Origin of the sequence: Pararcticibacter amylolyticus (assembly GCF_003130405.1) — a bacterium.
In the GTDB taxonomy this organism is placed as follows: domain Bacteria; phylum Bacteroidota; class Bacteroidia; order Sphingobacteriales; family Sphingobacteriaceae; genus Arcticibacter; species Arcticibacter amylolyticus.
Genome location: NZ_QEAS01000001.1, coordinates 269314 through 287931, shown reverse-complemented (window position 1 = coordinate 287931; position 18618 = coordinate 269314). Strand labels below are relative to the sequence as shown.

Annotated in this window: 17 protein-coding genes; 12 read left to right on the top strand and 5 right to left on the bottom strand. The window is 44.6% G+C overall.

What is annotated here, in order from left to right:
• Positions 1-29: 29 nt before the first annotated feature.
• Positions 30-1277 (bottom strand): anaerobic sulfatase-maturation protein, encoded by a 1248-nt coding sequence (locus tag DDR33_RS01215; RefSeq protein ID WP_109413935.1) that lies wholly within the window; start codon positions 1275-1277, stop codon positions 30-32.
• Positions 1278-1374: 97 nt separating this feature from the next.
• Between DDR33_RS01215 and DDR33_RS01210 the strand changes: the two genes are divergently transcribed.
• The 5 genes from DDR33_RS01210 to DDR33_RS01190 all read left to right on the top strand — a co-directional run bounded on the left by DDR33_RS01210 (position 1375) and on the right by DDR33_RS01190 (position 7438).
• Complete coding sequence (locus tag DDR33_RS01210; protein WP_109413934.1) at positions 1375-3045, top strand: glutamine--tRNA ligase/YqeY domain fusion protein; 1671 nt, start codon at positions 1375-1377, stop codon at positions 3043-3045.
• Positions 3046-4326, top strand: a complete 1281-nt coding sequence (locus tag DDR33_RS01205; protein WP_109413933.1) for a replication-associated recombination protein A — start codon at positions 3046-3048, stop codon at positions 4324-4326.
• Between the two features lie 35 nt (positions 4327-4361).
• On the top strand, positions 4362-5837 hold the full coding sequence (locus DDR33_RS01200; RefSeq protein ID WP_109413932.1) for a DUF5687 family protein: 1476 nt from the start codon (positions 4362-4364) through the stop codon (positions 5835-5837).
• Between the two features lie 101 nt (positions 5838-5938).
• Positions 5939-6640: an ABC transporter ATP-binding protein gene (locus tag DDR33_RS01195; RefSeq protein ID WP_109413931.1), complete on the top strand. Its 702-nt coding sequence runs from the start codon at positions 5939-5941 to the stop codon at positions 6638-6640.
• A gap of 12 nt (positions 6641-6652) precedes the next feature.
• Entirely contained in the window at positions 6653-7438 is a 786-nt protein-coding gene (locus tag DDR33_RS01190) for an SDR family oxidoreductase (protein WP_109413930.1), read from the top strand.
• Positions 7439-7442: 4 nt separating this feature from the next.
• Here DDR33_RS01190 and DDR33_RS01185 read toward each other — a convergent pair whose 3' ends face one another.
• Positions 7443-8168 (bottom strand): CPBP family intramembrane glutamic endopeptidase, encoded by a 726-nt coding sequence (locus DDR33_RS01185; RefSeq protein ID WP_109413929.1) that lies wholly within the window; start codon positions 8166-8168, stop codon positions 7443-7445.
• A gap of 274 nt (positions 8169-8442) precedes the next feature.
• Here DDR33_RS01185 and DDR33_RS01180 point away from each other — a divergent pair, with 274 nt between their 5' ends.
• Positions 8443-9123 (top strand): OmpA family protein, encoded by a 681-nt coding sequence (locus DDR33_RS01180; RefSeq protein WP_109413928.1) that lies wholly within the window; start codon positions 8443-8445, stop codon positions 9121-9123.
• A 164-nt stretch (positions 9124-9287) separates the two neighbouring features.
• A complete protein-coding gene (locus DDR33_RS01175; protein WP_109413927.1) occupies positions 9288-10514 on the top strand; it encodes an FAD-dependent oxidoreductase in 1227 nt (408 codons plus the stop codon).
• A gap of 7 nt (positions 10515-10521) precedes the next feature.
• Here the strand turns inward: DDR33_RS01175 and DDR33_RS01170 are convergent, their stop codons facing one another.
• Positions 10522-11763 (bottom strand): aspartyl protease family protein, encoded by a 1242-nt coding sequence (locus DDR33_RS01170; protein WP_109413926.1) that lies wholly within the window; start codon positions 11761-11763, stop codon positions 10522-10524.
• 236 nt (positions 11764-11999) lie between these two features.
• On the opposite strand from DDR33_RS01170, the gene DDR33_RS01165 reads away from it, so the two are divergent.
• Together DDR33_RS01165 and glgP are read left to right on the top strand one after the other, a co-directional pair.
• On the top strand, positions 12000-13301 hold the full coding sequence (locus DDR33_RS01165) for a class II aldolase/adducin family protein (RefSeq protein WP_109413925.1): 1302 nt from the start codon (positions 12000-12002) through the stop codon (positions 13299-13301).
• A gap of 177 nt (positions 13302-13478) precedes the next feature.
• Positions 13479-15131 carry an alpha-glucan family phosphorylase gene (gene glgP, locus DDR33_RS01160; protein WP_109413924.1) on the top strand — a complete coding sequence of 551 codons (1653 nt, stop codon included), beginning with the start codon at positions 13479-13481 and terminating at the stop codon, positions 15129-15131.
• Positions 15132-15296: 165 nt separating this feature from the next.
• Here the strand turns inward: glgP and DDR33_RS01155 are convergent, their stop codons facing one another.
• Together DDR33_RS01155 and DDR33_RS01150 are read right to left on the bottom strand one after the other, a co-directional pair.
• Positions 15297-15785 carry a threonine/serine exporter family protein gene (locus DDR33_RS01155; protein ID WP_109413923.1) on the bottom strand — a complete coding sequence of 163 codons (489 nt, stop codon included), beginning with the start codon at positions 15783-15785 and terminating at the stop codon, positions 15297-15299.
• A 3-nt stretch (positions 15786-15788) separates the two neighbouring features.
• A complete protein-coding gene (locus DDR33_RS01150) occupies positions 15789-16562 on the bottom strand; it encodes a threonine/serine exporter family protein (RefSeq protein ID WP_109413922.1) in 774 nt (257 codons plus the stop codon).
• 122 nt (positions 16563-16684) lie between these two features.
• Here DDR33_RS01150 and DDR33_RS01145 point away from each other — a divergent pair, with 122 nt between their 5' ends.
• From DDR33_RS01145 to DDR33_RS01135, 3 genes are read left to right on the top strand one after another with little or no spacing between them, the layout of a single operon-like run.
• Positions 16685-17923 carry a peptidase U32 family protein gene (locus DDR33_RS01145; RefSeq protein WP_109413921.1) on the top strand — a complete coding sequence of 413 codons (1239 nt, stop codon included), beginning with the start codon at positions 16685-16687 and terminating at the stop codon, positions 17921-17923.
• Positions 17923-18153 (top strand): ferredoxin, encoded by a 231-nt coding sequence (locus DDR33_RS01140; RefSeq protein WP_109413920.1) that lies wholly within the window; start codon positions 17923-17925, stop codon positions 18151-18153. Before DDR33_RS01145 ends, DDR33_RS01140 begins: the two co-directional genes overlap by 1 nt.
• Complete coding sequence (locus tag DDR33_RS01135) at positions 18150-18599, top strand: pyridoxamine 5'-phosphate oxidase family protein (protein WP_109413919.1); 450 nt, start codon at positions 18150-18152, stop codon at positions 18597-18599. Before DDR33_RS01140 ends, DDR33_RS01135 begins: the two co-directional genes overlap by 4 nt.
• The last annotated feature ends 19 nt before the right edge of the window (positions 18600-18618 follow it).

Below are 18618 nucleotides of genomic sequence, written 5' to 3'. Positions count from 1 at the left end.
TTTTAACTGATAACTGTTTAATAATTTTCTCATTGAGACGCAGTTCTATTACCTGCGGACTGATTGATCCTGTGATACATGACATTGGCCGGGGGCCGGTTGTTGCGGAGCTCGCCAGCCATAAATTCGACATATGGCCGGGCATGTCTGAAGAACATCTTGTAGCCCTCACAAAGATAGTTTAATCCATCTTCACCGGTGGAGGTGCGCATGAAGCGGTTTTTCGGACATTCGCCACGGCAGTAATGATAGACGTCGCATCTCTTGCAGACTTCGGGAAGGCGATCGTACTTATCATTTCCAAATTTCTGTTGCTGCGGTTGAAGGATGGTCTTTTTCAGGCTGCCGGAGTGAATATTGCCTATTTTGTATTCCGGGTAAACAAAGTGGTCACATGAATAGATGTCGCCGTTATGCTCAATTGCAAGCGCATTTCCGCAACGCTCATTAAAGACGCAAACACCGGCCGGAATGCCCGCTTCGTTGGCCAGTGCAGCGTCAAAGGTTTGTATAAAATATTTGCCAACGTCATTTTTTACCCATTCATTGAAAACAGCGATCAGGAATTTTCCAAACTCCAGTGCGGGTACCGACCACGGCGTAAGCACTGCTTCCTGCTTTGTTTCGGGCAATACCAGCGCAAGATCAGTTGATGAGCAGTTTACTGATATCCGTTCTACGACGGGAATAAACTGTATATACCGGCTGCCAATCTGTTTCAGGAAATTATAGACTTCGAGCGGTCTTTTTGCATTAAGATTATTGACGACTGTCAGAGTGTTGAATTCGACGCCGTGTTTTTGCAGCAGGGCTATTGCCTGTAAAACTTTTGCAAAGGTTCCTGTCCCTCCCTTATTGATCCTGTATGCATCGTGGATTTCCTCAGGTCCGTCGATGGAAATGCCGATAAGGAAGTTATTGTCTTTGAAGAAGCTGCACCATTCGCCGGTCAGCAGCACCCCGTTCGTTTGGAACGAGTTATGAATTACTTTGCCACTGCCGTATTTCTTTTGCAGGGATAAGGCTTTTCGGAAAAAATCAATACCGGCAAGCGTCGGTTCTCCCCCCTGCCATACAAAAGTAACTTCAGGCCCTGGCTGTTCATGAATATACTTGCGGGTGAATACTTCGAGTGTTTCGTCACTCATTTGGAAATTTCGGGTATTGCCGTAAAGTTTTTCCTTCTCCAGATAATAGCAATATGAGCAATCGAGGTTGCAAACCGCTCCTCCAGGCTTAGTAAGAAGATTAAATCCGGAAAGCGAAGGTTGGTTCATGTTTTTGTATTTAGTAAGCAAAAGTACCAATTTGAGCCGACGAAAGTGACTGCTTTTCCCCGAATGTTTAGTACTTTTGTAGCCTTTTAATCTGTATATGAGCGAAGAACGATCACTTAATTTTTTAGAAGAAATAATAGAAGAAGATATTAGGAACGGGAAAAATGACGGTCGCGTCCATACCCGTTTCCCTCCTGAACCTAATGGTTACCTGCACATAGGCCATGCAAAATCTATTTGTTTAAATTTTGGACTGGCTCAAAAATATAACGGTCAAACCAATCTTCGTTTTGATGATACAAATCCGGAGAAGGAAGAGACTGAATATGTGGAAAGTATCAAAGAGGATGTTAAATGGCTTGGATTTGAGTGGCAGAATGAATTGTATGCGTCCGATTACTTTAGTCAGCTGTATGATTTTGCTGTAATGCTGATCAGGAAAGGGAAAGCGTATGTGGACGACAGTACCCCTGACCAGATAGCTGAGCAAAAAGGGACGCCGACAGAGCCGGGAACGCCTTCTCCCTGGAGAGACCGTTCAGTTGAAGAAAATTTGCTCTTATTTGCTGAAATGCGGGATGGTAAATACCAGGATGGGGAAAAAGTGCTCCGGGCTAAGATTGATCTGGCATCTCCAAACATGCATATGAGAGATCCGATCATGTACCGTATCCGGCATGCCCATCACCATCGTACGGGCGATGCGTGGTGCATTTATCCGATGTATGACTTTGCTCATGGGCAATCAGACTCGATCGAAAAGATCACTCACTCTGTTTGTACACTTGAATTTATTCCGCACAGGGCTTTATACGACTGGTTTATCGAAGAACTTGAAATATTTCCTTCAAGACAGTACGAATTTGCGCGGCTGAACATGACGTATACAGTAATGAGTAAACGTCGCCTGTTACAACTCGTCAATGAGGGTTTTGTTAACGGATGGGACGATCCCCGGATGCCCACAATAAGCGCTCTCAGGAGACGGGGGTATACATCTGCTTCAATCCGTGATTTTTGTGACCGCATTGGAGTGGCTAAGAGAGAAAACATCATAGATGTTAGTCTTCTGGAGTTTTGTGTCAGAGAAGATCTTAATAAAACTGCATGGCGCCGTATGGCTGTCCTTGATCCGCTGAAGCTGGTGATCACTAACTACCCTGAAGATCAGGAAGAGATATTCGTAGGGGAAAATAATCCTGAGGCAGAAGATGGAGAAGGCAGCAGGGAGATCCCTTTCAGCAGGGAATTATGGATTGAACGTGAAGACTTCATGGAGAATCCTACAAAGAAATATTTCCGGCTCGGTCCGGGTTTAATGGTCAGACTTAAGCATGCATACATTATCAAATGCGATGATTTTGTGAAGAATGAGCAGGGAGATATTACCGAAGTGCATTGCTCATATATTCCGGAATCAAAATCGGGAAATGACACATCTGCGATCAAGGTAAAAGGAACGATTCATTGGGTGAGTACCCGTCATGCTGCTCAGGTGGAGGTTCGCTTATATGACCGTCTCTTTAAAGTGGAAGATCCGGGAGCAGAAGGACGTGATTTCAGGGAGTACGTTAATCCGGAGAGCCTTCAGGTGATTCCGTCTGCCTATATCGAGCCTGATCTGGCATCCGCGGTTCCTGGAAAGGGATACCAGTTTATCAGAAAAGGGTATTTTACTCTTGATAAGGAGTCTGCTCCGGGACAACTTGTCTTTAACAGGACTGTTACCTTGAAAGATACCTGGGCGAAGGAAGTTAAGAAAGGATAATTGGCAACTCTACCACCGCTGGCTGAAAGGATGAGACCGTCGTCTCTCGATGAATATTCAGGGCAAAAGCACCTGGTGGGATCTGGTGCTGTGTTACGTAAAGCGATTGAGAGCGGCAATTTGCCTTCAATGATTCTGTGGGGGCCTCCCGGGGTTGGGAAAACCACCCTTGCTTATATTATTTCCCGGCAGCTAAACAGACCATTCTTTAGCCTCAGCGCTATCAATTCGGGGGTTAAAGATGTAAGAGAGGTAATAGAGAAGGCGGCTGCCTACAAAAATATAGGAGAGAACCTGCCGGTACTTTTTATTGATGAGATCCACCGGTTTTCGAAGTCGCAGCAGGACTCTCTGCTCGGGGCTGTTGAGCGGGGACTCGTCACGTTGATTGGTGCAACGACAGAGAATCCGTCTTTTGAGGTAATTTCAGCTTTGCTCTCAAGGTGCCAGGTCTATATTCTGAAGCATCTCAGCGAGGATGATCTGACCGAACTCATCAACAGGGCATTAAAGGAAGATAAATATCTTTCTGCTAAAAAGGTGGATATAAAGGAGTACGAAGCTTTGTTACGTCTTTCGGGAGGGGATGCCCGAAGGCTGCTCAATGTTCTGGAGCTGGTGATCAATGCGGGAGGTACGAACGAACTTGAAATAACCAATAAGTTCGTGCTCGATAATGTGCAGCAGAATATGGCTCTCTATGATAAGGCCGGGGAGCAGCACTACGACATTATTTCTGCTTTTATAAAATCCATCCGGGGAAGTGATCCGAACGCTGCGGTCTACTGGCTGGCCAGAATGATCGCAGGAGGTGAAGACCCGCTTTTTATAGCACGCAGGCTTCTGATCCTTGCGTCAGAGGACATCGGTAATGCTAATCCTAATGCTTTATTGCTTGCAAATAACTGTTTTCAGGCTGTTAATGTGATCGGCTGGCCGGAATCCCGGATCATCTTATCTCAAACGGTTACGTATCTGGCGTCTTCGGCAAAGAGCAATGCGAGTTATGAAGCTATTAACAGGGCAGAACAGCTGGTTGCCAGGACAGGTGATCTGCCGGTGCCGCTGCATATACGGAATGCGCCTACGAAACTTATGAAGAATATAGGCTATGGTACGGATTACAAGTATTCGCACGCTTATCAAGGTAATTTTGAGGAGCAGGAGTATTTTCCGGCTGCCCTGAGCGGAACTACCTTATATGAGCCGGGGAATAATGCTGCTGAACAGAAATTAAAAGAGCGTCTGAAGTCGCTATGGAAGAATAAATATAAGTACTGATCTTCTCCCTGAAAATTTCTTACCTTCACTTTATTATGACCTCGTTATTCTTACAGCATCAGTGGAAATCTTTTTGGAGATCAAAAAATAAAGGAAAAGGTATAGCGGTACGTGTGATTTTGGGCATTCTTTTATTATACTTTTTTTTAAACATGCTGGTGCTGGCATTCTTCCTTGATAAGATCTTTAAAGCTGCTTATCCTTCAGCCGATGTTATAAGTACTTTCAACAGTTTTCTTATTTATTATTTCTTGTTCGATTTACTGGCGCGATTCCAGTTGCAGGAGTTACCTACACTAAGCGTAAGGCCCTATCTCCATTTGCCGGTCAGTAAGAATCAGATTGTTAATTATTTATGTATCACTTCTCTCTGGTCGGGTTTTAATTTTACCCCGTATCTCCTCTCAGTCCCTTTCTTAATTAAGGTGGTATTGATGGCGAAGGGCGGTACGGTGTTCACTGCTTATCTGGTTGCAATCACGGGGCTCATAGCCTTTAATCATTTTTTCAGTGTATGGTTCAAAAGGAAGATGAATCTGAACGGCTGGTATTTGCTGGGGTTCCTCCTGATCCTTACCTCGGCAGGGCTTTTGGATTTTAACTGGCATATTATTTCAATCGGAGCTTTTTCAACGCAGGTGTTCGACAGCCTGATGGTCAATCCGGGATACATGGTAGTTCCTATACTCATTGCAGCATGTATGTTCCTGGTGAACTACCGGTTTCTAAGAAACAATCTTTATCTGGACGAATTGCAATCAAATACTCATACCGTCAAGAGCTCAACAGAGATTCCTTTTCTATCCCGGATGGGAATGCCCGGTGAGCTTGCCATAGCGGAAATCAAATTGATACTGAGGAACAAGAGGTCGAGGACCTCTCTTACCATTTGCGGATTTATGATGTTTTACGGGCTGTTATTTTATACGAACCCCGTTTACAGCGGAATCGGATGGAAGATCTTCGCTGCTATGTTTATGACGGGAATATTTATCATTAACTACGGTCAGTTTATGTTTGGCTGGCAGTCCAGCCATTTTGATGGTATTCTTGCTCACAGGATAAGCGCAGAAGATTTCATTAAATCTAAGTTTGTTTTATTCACTCTGTTTTCGGGCGTTACGTTTATCCTGACTATCCCGTATGTTTATTTTGGCTGGCAGGTGCTGCTCGTACAAACTTGTATGTTTCTCTGGAACCTCGGTGTCAATACCTTGCTGGTACTTTATTTTGCTAACAGGAATTACAGAAGGATCGATCTCTCAAAAGGGGGTACCTTTAACTGGGAAGGCGTGGGAGCTTCACAGTGGTTGCTTACTCTTCCTCTTCTGGTCCTGCCTTATGTTATTTTTGTTCCGCTTAAATACCTGGGATATCCCGAAGCTTCCATATTGCTGATCGGTTTTACCGGTTTGTTGTTTGTGGTAACCCGTCAGTTCTGGGTAGGTAAGTTGACCGAAAATTTCAAGAAACAGCGGTATCAGATTGCGGAGGGCTTCAGGCATCAGTAGTCCGGGGACTTTACATCCCGGATGGGTTTAGAGTGACCGGGGACGGTTTGCCTGTAACGAACTGTAATTGAATAAGACAGATAAGAATAGAATACCAGGGTATGATAGAAATAAAGAATTTAAAGAAGGTTTATAACGGAGTTACTGTTGTTAATATTCCGGAACTGACCATCAGTAAAGGAGAAACAATCGGGCTTGTTGGAAATAACGGTGCGGGGAAAACTACCCTTTTCAGGATGATACTTGACCTGATCCGTTCCGATGCCGGCGAAGTATTGTCAAAAGGGGAACATGTTGGTCAGACAGAGCGCTGGAAAGATTATACGGCTTCCTATCTTGATGAGGGTTTTCTGATTGACTATTTTACACCTGAAGAGTACTTTTACTTCATTGCTGGTTTAACGGGTCTGAGCAGGGCGCATACCGATTCTGAATTGGAGGCGTACAGCGACTTCTTTAATGGGGAGATCCTTAAAAAGAACAAGTATATCCGTGATCTTTCGAAAGGGAATCAATGTAAGGTAGGAGTAGTATCCTGTTTGCTTCAGAGGCCCGAAGTGCTCATGCTTGACGAGCCCTTTGCCAATATAGATCCGAGTACCCAGATCCGTTTGAAGAATATGCTCAGGCAGATTAACCATGAAGCCGGGACGACCACCATTGTATCGAGCCATGATTTAAATCATGTTACTGACATATGCGGGAGGATATTGCTGATGGAGAAAGGCAAGATCATAAAGGATATACAAACGGATAGTAACACAAAAGAAGAACTTGAGGAGTACTTTTCTGTTATGCAATAAAACCCAGGGACAATGAACACGGATCTTACAGGAAAGAGGGCATTGGTTTGCGGAAGCACGCAGGGGATCGGTCGTGCATGCGCTTTTGAGCTGGCCTCCATGGGAGCGAGCATTACATTGGTAGCGAGAAATGAGGAGAAACTGAAGAACGTCATCAGTCAGCTTCCTGTGGATGATACGGAAACGCATAATTATATCGTAGCTGACTTTGCGGAGCCTGAACAGTTAAAATCAGGGCTCGAACGTTTCCTTAAAGATTTCTCTGTGGATATTTTGGTGAATAATACGGGAGGGCCGAAGGGGGGACCAGCAATTGAAGCCGGCCCCGACGAATTTTTGCAGGCTTTTACAAGTCATCTTATCTGCAATCAGATCCTCGCCCAGGCGATATCGCCTGGGATGAAGGCGGCAGGCTGGGGAAGAATCATTAATGTTATTTCTACATCCGTTAAAACTCCGCTTAAAGGTCTGGGAGTTAGTAACACCATAAGAGGTGCTGTTGCTAATTGGGCGAAGACCTTATCTTTTGAGCTTGGGCCTTTTGGAATTACTGTAAATAATGTCTTACCGTCTGCGGCTATGACCGGCAGGCTGGAATCGCTAATCCGAAGCAGGGCAGAGAAGGAAGGGAAAAGCGAGGAATCTGTGAAGGAAGAGATGATCCGTGAAATTCCGGCGGGCAGGATTGGCACAGCAGAAGACGTGGCAGCAGCAATTGCATTTCTTGCTTCTCCAGCAGCTGACTATATTAACGGTATCAATATTCCTGTAGACGGCGGAAAGACCCCTTCTTTATGATGGGCTAGTGGTTGGTTGCCAGAAACCACAGTGCATGAAACAGGATTGCAGGGATGATATTGCCTGAGCGTTCCTTCAGCATACCTGCAATCAAACCACACAAGAATCCCATCAGAATACTCATCAGGTTGATCTGAAGATGAAAGCCATTCTGGAAGATCAGCCCCTGTGTTAACCCGAACAGCAGGGCGGTAATCAGGATACTCCAGCTTAACTTGAACCCGAATAAGTCCTCGCCAGCGGGGTAGAGTTTGCTGAGAAGCCCAAGAAGTATACCTCTGAAAAAAATCTCATCACCGATTGCATTGGCTGTACTCTGAAACAGAACGGTTTCCGTGTTAAAAACAGGAGAGGGGTTTTGCAAAATAAAAAGGATTGCGGCGCGGACTAATAACCCTGTAAGGAATAAGACCAGAACAGGCAGGAAAGAGCCTTCGTTTATCGTTATCCTCATGCCTGTTTCGCGGCTGTTCAAAACCCTGGCCCTGTAAATAAAAAAGAAGGACATTAATAAGCCCATCACTTTACCCGTCCAGTTCCAAAGCTGGCCTTCAAATAAGCGAACGTTGGTGAATCCGGTAGTCAGTACTGTCCACAGAAGGAACAGGATGAAGAAAACTGCCATCATGCGACGGTCTTCTTTCGTCCATTTGCGTCTTGATAAGAATATGAACGGAACGATCAGAATCAAATGAAGTAAACCGCTGAGCAGTTGCGAAGAGACGAACATCTTTTATTTTTTATGTTATGCAAAGATAGGTTTTAAAGAGTGGTACACACGTTTGTCGCGGTTTAATAAACAACATCCTGACTTTTTTTGTTAAAGTTTACAAATTGCTTACTCAGAATAAGCCGGGGGTGTACTTAAAATAAGTCAGTATTTTTACTTTTGCAGAAAATATATTTACATATAAATTTACAGTAAATTGGATTAAAGCAGGATTTGTCCTGTTTAAACAAATGGCACTGAATTTGATTTTTCAACTTAACATAACACATACAATATGAAATTTACTAAAATTAAGATAGCGACCTATTGTGTTGCTTTTGCTAGTGCAACATTTCTTGCTACTGGTTGTAGCCAAATGACAAAGACCCAGAAAGGAGCAGTTATTGGTTCTGCTGCCGGAGGTACAATCGGAGCCCTGATTGGTAAGAAAGCGGGTAATACCGCTGTTGGTGCGATATTAGGTGGTGCAATTGGTGGTACCGCCGGAGCTTTCATCGGCCGGAAAATGGACCGTCAGGCCCAGGAAATCAAGAATACGGTTCCAGGTGCTGAAGTGATCGATGCAGAGGAAGGGCTTATCGTGAAGTTTGATTCGGGTTTATTGTTTGATTTTGACAAGTCAAATCTGAAGGATGCCGCAAAAACGAATATCGCGAACCTTGCCGCTTCCATGAAGAACAATCCGCAGACTGATATCATGGTGATCGGGCATACCGACGATAAGGGTTCTGATTCTTATAACCTCTCTCTTTCTGAAAGAAGGGCACAGGCCGTGAAGGACTTTGCTGTTGCAAACGGAGTAAGTGCTTCCCGTCTGAGGATTGTCGGAAAAGGTGAATCTGAGCCTATTGGAGACAATACAACCGAGGCTGGCCGTGCCCAGAACCGTCGTGTTGAAATTGTTATCGTCGCAAATGATCAGATGAAAAAAGAAGCTCGTCAGAGTGCTCAGTAAAGCTGATCGCGAAATAAAAGATGAAACCCTGTCCTGCACCGGACAGGGTTTTTCTTTTTTGTGCGAACGGAACGGTGGGTTCAGGTGTTAAAAATTGTTAAACATCCTGTACTGGAGGATGAAATGCTTTATTCTGGCGTTGTTGATTTATATTAGCGTTATTGATGATGATGATAAGAGATATACACAGAACAATCTTTTCGGCAGTAGCTCTGCTGCTGCTTAATTTTGCTGGCTTTGCGCAGAATATTAAAACCGGTGTTCTGGTTATCGGAGCCTCTCCTTCAGGACTTGCTGCTGCTATCCAGGCTGCTCATTCGGGGGCTAAGGCTGTGCTTCTTGATAAAGGTAATTTTGAGTCTGTTGACCTGCCTGCGTCTGAAGCTGAAATGCGCTCCGGGGTTTATGCTGCTTTTATCAGAAGGGTAGAAGGAGCACAGCGATATCCTGTTACCAAAAATCAGACATTTACTCCATCCTTCGCTGCAACCATATTTAAGGCCTGGACAGACACTGTGAAAAACCTTCAGGTCGTTACTAAGGCCACGATTACTTCAATAAAAAAAAATGGAAAGGGATGGGAAGCCGTTCTTTCTGACCGGCGTGGATTGAAGGCAGACGTGATAATTGATGCGACAACGGATGGCTATATTAGCAGGCTCATCCCGGTAAGTAAAACGCCGGCTGGTTCCGTTGACACTATCCCTTACCAGTCAAAGAAATACCGGACAGGCATCGGACTTATTCCTCCCGGGAAGTTTGTTCCCGCTACCCTTCCGGTTTCGGAGCTGCTTTCGGGAACCGAGAATTTTATTGTTACCGGCGGTAGTATCATTCCTCCTTCTATGTCCACAGGCCAGGCGGCCGGAGCGGTAGGGGCGTATTGTTCTTTCTTTAAGACCACAACCGGAAAGCTGAACGTCCGCACGATTCAGAGTGAATTAATTAATTTTGGTTCACACCTGCTTGCTTTTGATGATATCGACCGCCGGGACTCAAATCTGACAGCGATCCAAAGTATCGGGCTCACAGGCATTTTAAAGGGAAAGAAGGTGGATGGTAAATTCCTGTTCAGACCTGATTCTTCTGTCTCTTCACATGAGATTATGGCTCCGGTTAAGGAGTATTATCTCCGCAGTCAGATCTGGTTCCCGGACAATATTAAAGAGAAGCTCACTGTTGATGATGTTTTAAGCCTGATAAAGTGTGTTGCTTCCAGAGGCAAAGAGCTTAACAAAGAGGTTGAGAAGGCGTGGACGCCGGGTTTGAAACTTCCGGGGAAGTTTGATCTTAAGCGGACGGTAACCCGACGGGAATTTGCGGTTCTCTTTAATTCTTACGTGAAGCCCTTCATCGTGGCAGTTGATCTTGATGGCGCATTGAAGAGATAAGGGCTTTTCAAATACGCCGTTTTAGCGTCAGGATGACTACCTGCAGTTTGCCGGACCGTTCCTTCCGGATACGAAGCATAATATTGCGGTTATTGCCGGATTGAAGCAGGTCGTGTATTTCCTCAGTGCCGATCTGATCAGATGGTTTAAGGTTGATGTCTGTTATAACGTCATTTTCCTCCAGCCCTGCTTCGTCTGCAGCGGAGCCTCTTTCGACCCTGGAGATGATCAGGCTGCGATAGCCCACTCCACCCCATGCCAGTTCAAGTCCGCTCATGTCGTGTTCGAACGGAGTTTTGAACCGTGCATTTGCCCTGATGTACATACACGAGCCGCCATAGTCAAAAACTACCGTAAACCGGCGAAGTATGCTGTTGCCAATATTCCCATTCCTTGTGATCCTCGTGAACTTTCCGGCGGCATCCTGAAAGTCCGGAAACGCCGTGACAACATTTTTAAACTGATATTTTCCGAGAGACAGTGCCGGTATCCGTGCTATATAGCCGCTTATAGCCCCACCCAGCCCTACTCCTAAATTTGCACGGATGTTGGGTTCTGGTACCGGGAAAGGAATGCTGTCATCTGATTCCAGTGAAACGGGATGTCCGGCTCCCGTATCGATGATCAGTTTGACCAGTTTTTGATTGCCTGGTGCCAATGTGGCCAGGGCTACGAGGTAAGGTTTCCTGTCTTCAATGGACACCGGAATCTTTTGTCCTTTCCTTGGAACATAGGTTGTCCGGGGAGAATAAAGCTTAAGGGTGTTGGTGTAATAATTCAGTTTGACAATGAAGCTGCTGAAGAATTCATATCCGATCAGTCCGTGGACGGGCATACCCGTATAGGCCGACAAGTTGAAAGTGTCGTGCTTCAGAATGGCCGCCGATATCTCTCCCAGGATATTGTTGCCGATATTGAAGAGCAGAGAGGGGGTGACGCCGGCTTCCAGCTCTTCTCCTTCTCCGAAGCCGCTGATCTTTAATGTGCGGAGATTTTTTAACCCCAGTGAATCCGCCAGGGATGGGTCTGTGATCAGGGTAATGCCAATGCCGGTGTCGAGTACAAAATTATAAGGGCCTTTTCCGTTAATCTGGAGTGGGATGATAATCAGATTTTTGATGTACTGGAAGCTGATAGTCTTGTTTTTTTTACCATTTATAAAGTGCAGGGACTGTGCAGAAATCTCAAAGGGAGCAGATATAAGCAAAATACTTATAACGAAATACCGGTAAGCTCTCCGATGGTTCACAATGGTCAGTTTAGCTCAAGTTATAAATTTTCTTATAAACTCTTTACCTAAACGTGAATATAAAATGGATAGTATATTTTTTGCGGTTTATTGTCATGATCCTGCGTGATTTTTGTCATTCCGGAATTATTTGATTTTTAGGTGTTTTGTATAGGTGCAGATGCAGGAGCAAGACACTACATGACAGCTGAATTAAACTTGCGATGTAATATTGTGCTTTATTAAGATTTAGAAGAATGAATGATATTTTAAATACCAGTTTGATGCATCCCAGGGAGCAGGTAGCGCTGGTGATGACCCGGATTTATCGCAGAGGCCTGACTACTACATCCGGCGGAAATATCTCTGTTATGGATGCTAACGGGGATATATGGATCTCTCCTTCTGCGGTAGACAAGGGCTCACTGCAGCCGTCTGATATCGTGTGTATCAGGAAGGATGGGACAATAGAAGGTTTACACAAACCGTCCTCTGAGTTTCCTTTCCACCGGGCTATTTATGCTATTCGCCCGGATATAAAAGCGATTATCCATGCCCACCCGCCGGCATTGGTTTCATTTAGTATTGCCAGAACAATTCCGGACACCAATATTTTATCGCAAGCCCGGCAGGTATGCGGAGCTATTGGATATGCTGAATACGAGCTGCCGGGAAGTGAAGCTCTGGGTGCAAAGATCGCTAGCGAGTTTACCAGGGGATATAAGGCTGTGATAATGGAAAACCACGGAACTGTGGTAGGAGGAGATGATTTGATGGATGCGTTTCAGCGTTTCGAGACCCTGGAATTTTCTGCCCGTACTATCCTTTATGGAAAAGCGGTGGGAACCCCTGCCTACCTTAAGGATTCTGATGTAGATGCATTTGAGGCACAGTTGCCGGAGCCTCTTCCTGAAATGAAGGTGGCAGAATATCCTTCAGACGAAAGAGAGAAGAGATCTGAAATATGTAAAATAGTGCACCGTGCCTGCACGCAGGGCCTGATGTTCAGCTCTTATGGAACTATTTCGGTAAGATGGAGAGATAATGATTTTCTGATTACACCTACAGATGTTTCGAGGTGGGATCTTAAGCCAGAAGATATTGTTCAGATCAGGAATGGAGAGCGCGAACCAGGCAAGATGCCAAGCCGCACTACTTATCTGCACCAGGAGATCTACCGGAAACATCCGGAAATAAATTCGATCATTATTACGCAATCGCCTTATTTAATGGCGTTTTCGGTAACGGGAGCTTCCTTTAATGTGCGTACGATACCCGAAAGCTGGATATTCCTGCAGGATGTTCATACACTAGACTTTGGTACTCAGTTTGCCGGAAGACCTGAAATTCCGGACCTGGTAAGCAAAAATAATCCGGCAGTGCTGATAAAGAACGATTGTGTGATAGTGACAGGGAATAAGTTGCTTCAAACTTTTGATTACCTGGAGGTTGCAGAATTCAGTGCCAAATCCTTGGTTATGTGTGCCCCGATCGGTGCTATGGTGCCTATCAGCAATGAGCAGGTTGAGGAGCTTAGAAAGGCATTTCTAAAAGGATAACTCAGTATTTGTAGGTACAAATCACAAAAAGGGCAGTCTCTGCCCTTTTGTTTTTTAATATAAATGTATTAATATGGCGGAATGTTGATGTGCGTTGAAACTTTTAATTTTCACATAAGTATAAATAACATCGTCCCGATCAATTTAATATATTAAATAATTCGCTATTTTGCTTTTATGATTACAACTAAGGATATTTTTAGCTATGAGCCCGATCAGAAATATGCAACTCCTGTTTCATATTTTTCTATGGAATTTGCCATCGACCAGGCATTAAAAATTTATAGTGGTGGTCTCGGATTCCTTGCCGGATCACATCTTAGAAGTGCTTATGAACTTAAACAGAATCTTGTTGGAGTTGGAATACTCTGGAAATATGGATATTATGACCAGGTGAGAGATACCAGCGGTATCATGAAACCTGCATTTGTTGAGAAACAATATTCGTTTCTGGAAGATACCGGTATCCGGTTTACTATTCCCATTCATGATTCTCCCGTGCATGTAAAAGTATGGCTTCTGAAGCCTGAGGTCTTTAAGTCTGCGCCCCTGTTTTTGCTGAGTACCGATCTTCCTGAAAATGATGAAGTTTCGAGAGGTATCAGCCATCGGTTGTACGATTCAAACGAGGCAACACGTGTTGCTCAGTCTATCCTTCTGGGAACAGGCGGTGCAAAGCTGCTTGACCTGATCGGAAGAGACGACACCTTGTATCATATGAATGAAGGACATTCTATTTCTCTTAACTTCTATCTGTACTCTAAATTTAAAAGTGTTGAAGAGGTGAAGAAGCGGGTAGTGTTTACTACGCATACACCGGAAGCTGCGGGTAACGAAGAGCACGGCTACTCCCTCCTGCAGGATATGTCTTTCTTCTACGGCCTTACAGAGCACGAGGTGAAGTCGGTTCTTGGGCTGGAAGGGCACGCATTTAATTATACCCTCGGGGCTCTTAAGTTTGCCGGGAAAGCTAATGCGGTCTCGAAACTCCATGGTGAAGTTTCCCGCGATATGTGGAAGGGTAATCCAGGAATATGCGATATTACTTCTATTACAAACGCCCAGAACAAGACTTACTGGGAAGATCCCGCTTTTGGGAAAGCTCTTGAAGCTGGTGATGACACGGCCATGGTAGCCAGAAAGAAAGAGATGAAAAAAGCTCTGTTTGATCTTGTTGCTGATCAGTGCGGGAAGATCTTTGACGAAAATGTGCTGACAGTGGTTTGGGCCAGGCGCTTCGCCGGATACAAAAGAGCTGATCTGCTGATGAACGACTGGGAGCGTTTTCTTAAGCTGGTGAATAATTCTGAATATCCTGTTCAGATAATATGGGCTGGGAAGCCTTATCCTCAGGATTATGGTGCAATTGATACGTTTAACAGCATCATTGACCGTACGCGGTCTCTTACTAATTGCGCAGTGGTAACAGGCTATGAATTGAAATTGTCTGCATTATTGAAGAAAGGTTCTGATGTTTGGCTGAATAACCCAAGGATGTACAGGGAGGCTTCGGGTACCAGTGGTATGACGGCAGCTATGAACGGATGTGTGAATCTTTCCATTCCGGATGGGTGGATCCCCGAGTTTGCAATAGATAAGGAAAACTGTTTCCTTATTCAGCCGGCTGCTGATGAGCTTTCATTTGAAGAGAAGGACCGCCTTGAGGCCTTAAATCTGATTGATACTCTGGAGAAAGAGGTATTGCCAACTTATTATAAGGATCAGAGCAGGTGGCTTTCAATTGTGAAGAAAGCAGCAGCAGACGTTGTTCCTGCGTTCGAATCCGGCCGTATGGCTAATGAGTATTACGAGGTGATGTTCTCGAAATAACAGCTGAACAATGTTGGCCATAAGTTTCGGCTTTTAGCTATCAGCAAGTATAGATTATAATTATAAAAGAAATGCCGGAGTTGTTTAGCTCCGGCATTTTCTTTTTATGAATGTTGTGTTTTGTATCGCAGGCCCAAAGCTAATAGCCGATATCTTACCGCCTTATCATCCTTTTCTTTTGAACTTAAGTTCTTTGGCTGATTCCTTACGTGTGATGAGCATAGGGATGGCAACACCGCCGGCTAAGCACATCAGGATGAACATCACTTTCAGCCCGTTATTGACCGTTTCAGATAATATTTGGGAATAGGTGTCGGGCTGAACCTCTCCTGCGAGCTTTATAAGACCAATGATCATCTTGTATGCGAGGATCCCCGGGATCATGGGTATGACGGCAGGAATGGCCAGAACAGGAGGAGGAGAGTGGCGTCTGTGTGCAAAATAAATACTAAGGAATCCAACTACTGTTGCCCCATATAGTGAACCGAAAACTATGTTCGTGCCTAAATGCATGGTAAATACCTTCGTAAATCCTCCCGCTGCTCCCATGAGATAAATAGCTGGCAGATTTTTCACCGGAACATTAAATAATACAGCGAATCCTGTTGCTGCAAGACCGAACCATATGCATTTTTCTAATAATAACCAATCCATCTGTTAAAGCTGATAAATAAAAGTTGACGTTAAGAGTCCCAGACCAATTGCAAAGGAAATAATAAGTCCGTTCATGCCGCGGATAATTGCATTTTGAAGATTTCCCTCAATCATATCTGAAAATGTATTGATCAATGGAACTCCCGGAATGAGGAAGAGAACGGAAGTGGCAAATGCAGGAAGATGGGTATAGCCCATTCCGAACTTGACCGCTGCCCCGGCGATAAGAGAGGCTGTCAGGGCGCCGAAATATACACACATATAACTATTGAACTTGAGGCGTACGGCCTCCTGTCTGACAAACAGGCCTGCAACGGTCGCTACAAAAACAGTGAGCATGTCAAGTGCTTCTCCTCCGTTCACCCGGCAGAATGAAGAACCTGCAAGTCCGACCAGCGTGAGCACTATCCATCTGGTGTAGTGGGGAAGAGCCACCAACCGCGAAAGGCGTTCGTTTATTTCCTGAACACTCAGCTTATCTTCCACAGCCTGCCAGCTGAGGTGGCTGATCCCTACGAGCAGGGTGAAATTTACTCCGTGCGGAGATGACCTTTTGAGGCTGTTGAAGAAATACTCGTCATTCTCATCATTTAGAGACAGGAGAAGTGTTCTGTTGCTGATCACAAACTCCGTGTTGTATCCAAATGAATCAGAAATCCTGGTGATAGTATTCCTGGTTCTGCCTGTACTGGCACCTGCACTCAATAGCAAAGCTCCTATATGCAAGAGGGTGTCGCCTAATTCTTTAATTTCAGTATTTTTTAAATTTGATGTCATAGAATTGACAATTTTTGAAAAACTCTGCAAAAATAGGATAACTTCTTTCTCCACACTTGACAGAGATCATATTTTATAGCGAAAAAAATGCAAAATTTTGTAAAGTAATAAATCGTTGTAAAATGCAAGATAATAAAATTGAATTGCTGGCTCCAGCAGGATCGTTTGAATCGCTCATGGCTGCTATTAAAGCTGGTGCTGACTCGGTGTACTTCGGAATTGAGCAGCTTAACATGCGCGCACGGTCCAGTAACAATTTTACAATTGATGACCTGGCTCAGATTACTTCTATTTGCCGGCAGCATAACATAAAAAGTTATCTGACTCTCAATACAATTCTTTATGATCACGACATCAGCCTGATGAAGAGCATTGTTGATGCAGGGAAGGCATATGGTGTGGATGCCATTATCGCTTCGGATTTTGCTGCCATCCATTATGCCCGTAAGGCAGGGGTGAATGTTCATATATCTACCCAGGCGAACGTGACGAATATAGAGACGATCGAGTTCTTTGCGGAATATGGGGATGTGATGGTGATGGCAAGGGAGTTGAGCCTGATGCAGGTTGCTGCTATAACCCGTGAAATAAAACGGAGAAATATCACCGGGCCATCCGGCAAAATTGTTGAGCTTGAAATTTTCGGGCATGGGGCGCTGTGTATGGCGGTGTCAGGAAAATGTTATATGAGCCTTCATTCTGATTTTGCATCGGCCAACAGGGGCGCGTGTATTCAGAATTGCCGGAGGAGTTACATTGTTACAGACAAGGAGCAAGGGGTAGAGTTTGAGATCGACAACGAGTATATCATGTCTGCCAAGGACTTATGCACGATAGATTTCCTTGACAAGATCATTGATGCAGGGGTGAAAGTGCTGAAGATTGAAGGCCGGGGCAGGAGTGCTGATTACGTTTATACAGTTATTAAAAGTTACCGTGAAGCTATCGATTCATACTACGCAGGAGATTATACCGATAGTAAGATAGAAGACTGGAAAGCGCGTCTGGCAACAGTGTTTAACAGGGGATTCTGGGAAGGCTATTACCTGGGTCGAAAAATCGGTGAATGGAGTAATGCCTACGGATCCAAAGCCACTAAAAAGAAGGTGTATCTTGGTAAGGGGGTCAAATATTTCGACAATGCAGGAACAGGGGAGTTCAGAATGGAATCGCAGTCGCTTGATATTGGTGATGAGATCCTGATCACCGGCCCAACCACGGGGGTAGTACAGACAGTAGTAAATGAGCTTCGTGTAAATGACCGGGCAACCGGCAGGGTAAAAAAAGGCGATGTATTTTCCATGCCCCTGAGGGAAAAGGTGAGGGCATCGGATAAACTATATAAACTTGTTGACGCCTGATGGTCCGTATTACTCAGCAAAGGGCAAAGTGTATAGGCTGTAATGCCTGTGTGGAGGCTGCAAATTACCGGTGGCGCATTTCGAGAAGGGATGGAAAATGCACCTTGATACAGGGCGTGGAAAAGAGAGGGTTTTTCACCGTTATTGTGGGCGATGATGAGTATGAAAGTAACAAAAGTGCAGCTCAGCATTGTCCTGTTAATATTATTAAAGTAGAAAAGACGAAATGATTGAAACTCTGTCTCCGGCAATGGAAGTTGATAAGCGGATTGTTGCCTTTTTACAATCTCAGACGGTTCTTACACTGGCTACGTGTACAGATGGTATTCCCTATTGTGCGACATGCTTTTATGCATACAGTGAAAAATATAACAGCCTTATTTTTAAATCCTCTCCTGAAACGTTACATGTTGTGCAGGGGCTTGAAAATGACAAAGTTGCTGGTTCTGTACTGCCTGATAAACTGATCACCGGTAAGGTAAAAGGAATTCAGTTTTCAGGTTCATTTGTACGTGCAACAGACCCTGAATTGCCGGATCTTCAGAAGGTGTACTATAAGAAGTATCCTTTTGCTATGGCAATCGGAGGCGAATTATGGGCAGTAAAATTGACCCGTATTAAATTTACGGATAACACTCTTGGGTTCGGAAAGAAATTATTATGGGAAGCGAAATAGCGAAGCGGCTATCTGTTAG

What these genes read in the sequence shown, in the direction of transcription:
- DDR33_RS01215 (WP_109413935.1), bottom strand. Translation starts at nt 1,277, where the DNA reads ATGAACCAACCTTCGCTTTCCGGATTTAATCTTCTTACTAAGCCTGGA.
- DDR33_RS01210 (WP_109413934.1), top strand. Translation starts at nt 1,375, where the DNA reads ATGAGCGAAGAACGATCACTTAATTTTTTAGAAGAAATAATAGAAGAA.
- DDR33_RS01200 (WP_109413932.1), top strand. Translation starts at nt 4,362, where the DNA reads ATGACCTCGTTATTCTTACAGCATCAGTGGAAATCTTTTTGGAGATCA.
- DDR33_RS01195 (WP_109413931.1), top strand. Translation starts at nt 5,939, where the DNA reads ATGATAGAAATAAAGAATTTAAAGAAGGTTTATAACGGAGTTACTGTT.
- DDR33_RS01190 (WP_109413930.1), top strand. Translation starts at nt 6,653, where the DNA reads ATGAACACGGATCTTACAGGAAAGAGGGCATTGGTTTGCGGAAGCACG.
- DDR33_RS01185 (WP_109413929.1), bottom strand. Translation starts at nt 8,168, where the DNA reads ATGTTCGTCTCTTCGCAACTGCTCAGCGGTTTACTTCATTTGATTCTG.
- DDR33_RS01180 (WP_109413928.1), top strand. Translation starts at nt 8,443, where the DNA reads ATGAAATTTACTAAAATTAAGATAGCGACCTATTGTGTTGCTTTTGCT.
- DDR33_RS01175 (WP_109413927.1), top strand. Translation starts at nt 9,288, where the DNA reads ATGATGATGATAAGAGATATACACAGAACAATCTTTTCGGCAGTAGCT.
- DDR33_RS01165 (WP_109413925.1), top strand. Translation starts at nt 12,000, where the DNA reads ATGAATGATATTTTAAATACCAGTTTGATGCATCCCAGGGAGCAGGTA.
- glgP (WP_109413924.1), top strand. Translation starts at nt 13,479, where the DNA reads ATGATTACAACTAAGGATATTTTTAGCTATGAGCCCGATCAGAAATAT.
- DDR33_RS01155 (WP_109413923.1), bottom strand. Translation starts at nt 15,785, where the DNA reads ATGGATTGGTTATTATTAGAAAAATGCATATGGTTCGGTCTTGCAGCA.
- DDR33_RS01150 (WP_109413922.1), bottom strand. Translation starts at nt 16,562, where the DNA reads ATGACATCAAATTTAAAAAATACTGAAATTAAAGAATTAGGCGACACC.
- DDR33_RS01145 (WP_109413921.1), top strand. Translation starts at nt 16,685, where the DNA reads ATGCAAGATAATAAAATTGAATTGCTGGCTCCAGCAGGATCGTTTGAA.
- DDR33_RS01140 (WP_109413920.1), top strand. Translation starts at nt 17,923, where the DNA reads ATGGTCCGTATTACTCAGCAAAGGGCAAAGTGTATAGGCTGTAATGCC.
- DDR33_RS01135 (WP_109413919.1), top strand. Translation starts at nt 18,150, where the DNA reads ATGATTGAAACTCTGTCTCCGGCAATGGAAGTTGATAAGCGGATTGTT.